Source organism: Corallococcus sp. AB049A (assembly GCF_003668885.1).
In the GTDB taxonomy this organism is placed as follows: Bacteria; Myxococcota; Myxococcia; order Myxococcales; family Myxococcaceae; genus Corallococcus; species Corallococcus interemptor.
Genome location: NZ_RAWL01000701.1, coordinates 1 through 2,424, shown reverse-complemented (window position 1 = coordinate 2,424; position 2,424 = coordinate 1). Strand labels below are relative to the sequence as shown.

Below are 2,424 nucleotides of genomic sequence, written 5' to 3'. Positions count from 1 at the left end.
TCCTGCGGGCTGTCTCGAATCTCGTCGGCGCCGTCCAGTGACTTCCGCCGCTTCGTTTCGAGGGAGGCGGCTTCTACTTCAGCGCCGTCTTCCTTGTCAACCGCTCGCTGTCAGCTTTCCTCACCGCTTTGCGTCCGTCGTGTTGTCTTCCGGACCGCCGCTTCTTCGGTGGGGCGCGGCTTCTATCTCTTCGCCGCGTTCGCTGTCAACCCGCTCGTTGACCGCCCTATTTCCTTGTCGGTGCTGCTCTCCCTCCGAAGTGCCTTCCGCGCCAGTGCGCGGGCTTCGAAGCGAGGGGCGCGGCTTCTACCACCGCCGCATCCTGTGTCAACTGCCCTACTCCTGCTTCCCGATCCGCTCCGCCTCCCATGAGGCGGCAACCCACTCCAACACCTTCAACGCCCGCTGACCGTCTGCGGCGAACATCTAAGAACCGGATCGGAGAATGTCAACTTCTCGTCACCGCCACCGCATCGCGCTGGTGTCACCGGGGTGACGCCTGCGTGTCGCCGCGAGGTGGGCGGCTTATCCATCAAGCGATCCGGCGGCGCAAGAAATTTGATGCAGGCCGCCGGCGCGATGCGACGTGGTGAAGGGGGAACCCGTAGGGCGGTTCCACCCATTCCCCGGGGATTTCAGCTCCCGAACCGGAGTTTCGAGAGGTCCACCCTCCCCCGCCGGCACTTCTCCGCGACCACCACCGAGCGCAGCTCCTGGTAGGCGCGCTCGAAGTCGTCGTTCACGATGACGTAGTCGTAGGAGGCGATCCCCCGCTCGATCTCCGAGCGGGCAGCCAGCATCCGGCGGCGGATGGTCTCATCCGAGTCCGTCTGGCGATCCCGCAGCCGCCGCTCCAGCTCATCCATGGAGGGGGGCAGGACGAAGATGAGGACCGCGTCGGGGTGCTTGCGCTTGATGGCCTGCCCACCCTGGACGTCGATGTCGAAGATGGCGGTTCCACGGCGCGTGCGGGCTTCGTCCACCACGGACTGAGGGCTGCCGTAGAAGTGGCCGTGCACCTCGGCCCACTCCACGAACTCGCCCTTCTCGATCTTCTCCTGGAAGGTGGCGACTCCCACGAAGTGGTAGTCCACACCCTCCTGCTCCTTCCCGCGGGGGCGCCGGGTGGTGACGCTGGTGGAGAAGATGCCGTCCGGCATCTCCTTCAGCAGACGGTGCGCGAGGGTGGTCTTTCCCGCTCCGGACGGGGCGGAGAGGACGAGGAGCAGGCCAGGCTGGAGTCCAGTGGGTTCGTTCATTCGACGTTCTGCACCTGTTCGCGGATGCGCTCGACCTCGGCCTTCATCGAGACCACGCGCGCGGAGATCTCCGCGTGCTGGCTCTTGGAGCCGGTCGTGTTCACCTCGCGGTGCATCTCCTGCACGAGGAAATCCATGCGCCGGCCCACCGGCTCGGGGCTCGCCATCAGGAGCCGGAACTGCTCCAGGTGGGTCGCGAGCCGGGTCACCTCTTCCGCGATGTCCGTGCGCTCGGCGAACAGGGCCACTTCCTGCGCCAGGCGCTGCGGATCCACCGCGACGCCGCGCGCGAGCTCCGCGACACGGTCGGTGAGCCGCTGCTGGTAGTCACTGACCGCGCGGGGCGCGAGGCGGGCGACCTCCTGGCTCCAGCCTTCGATGAGCTTCATCCGGGCGTCCAGGTCCGCGTGGATGGATTCGCCCTCGGTGTTCCGCATCGTCTCCAGGGCCGCGAGCGCCTGCTGCAGCGCGGTCTGCGTGGCCTGGGTGGCGGACTCCACGTCAACGCCCTTCTCCTCCAGGCGGATGACGCCCGGCTGGTTGGAGACCTGCGACCAGGCGATCTCCGCCGGCTGGCCCAGGGCCTCGGCGACTTCCTTGAAGGCGCGCGCGTATTCGCGGGCCAGGGCGACATCCACCGTGGGGACGTTGCCGGAGACGGTGGCGGCCTGCCGGCGCACCAGGATCTCCACCGAGCCTCGCGCGAGGCGGTCCTTCACCTGCTTCACGAGCGCGGGCTCGAGCGCGGACAGCTCGCGCGGCAGCCGGACCTTCACTTCACAGAACTTGTGGTTGAGCGAGCGTGCTTCGACGGAGACCTCTTCGTCTCCCACTCGGGCGCGGCCCGAACCAAATCCGGTCATGCTCTTGAGCATTGGGGCGGGTGCTAGGGGCTTTCCGTCCCAAGGTCAAGCCAGCGTCTTGTGTCCGTTCCAATTCTGGTAGGGTCCGCCGCCGATGGCGTGGCACAAGTGGCTTGAAACGTGGGCGAAGCTGGCACTGACGCTCCTGGCTTCCCTCCTGTTCTGGCGCCCCGGACGTCGCCGTTCTCCCGGAGCGCCCCTCCCCCACCCTGTCTCCTATACACATCTTCGAGCCCACGAGACCGGAGGCTCACTCGTATGCCGGCTTTTGATTTTAAAAAAAAAAATTCATGAAGTCACGA

Annotated in this window: 2 protein-coding genes; both read right to left on the bottom strand. The window is 66.4% G+C overall.

From position 1 onward, the window contains the following. Positions 1 to 635: 635 nt before the first annotated feature. Positions 636 to 1,259, bottom strand: a complete 624-nt coding sequence (gene gmk, locus D7X55_RS38435; protein ID WP_121725625.1) for a guanylate kinase — start codon at positions 1,257 to 1,259, stop codon at positions 636 to 638. After that, positions 1,256 to 2,134 carry a YicC/YloC family endoribonuclease gene (locus D7X55_RS38430; protein WP_120550012.1) on the bottom strand — a complete coding sequence of 293 codons (879 nt, stop codon included), beginning with the start codon at positions 2,132 to 2,134 and terminating at the stop codon, positions 1,256 to 1,258. The genes gmk and D7X55_RS38430 overlap by 4 nt, the downstream gene beginning before the upstream one ends. Positions 2,135 to 2,424: the final 290 nt, after the last annotated feature.

Coding starts and splice junctions, on each gene's coding strand:
- gmk (WP_121725625.1), bottom strand. CDS start 1,259: ATGAACGAACCCACTGGACTCCAGCCTGGCCTGCTCCTCGTCCTCTCC.
- D7X55_RS38430 (WP_120550012.1), bottom strand. CDS start 2,134: ATGCTCAAGAGCATGACCGGATTTGGTTCGGGCCGCGCCCGAGTGGGA.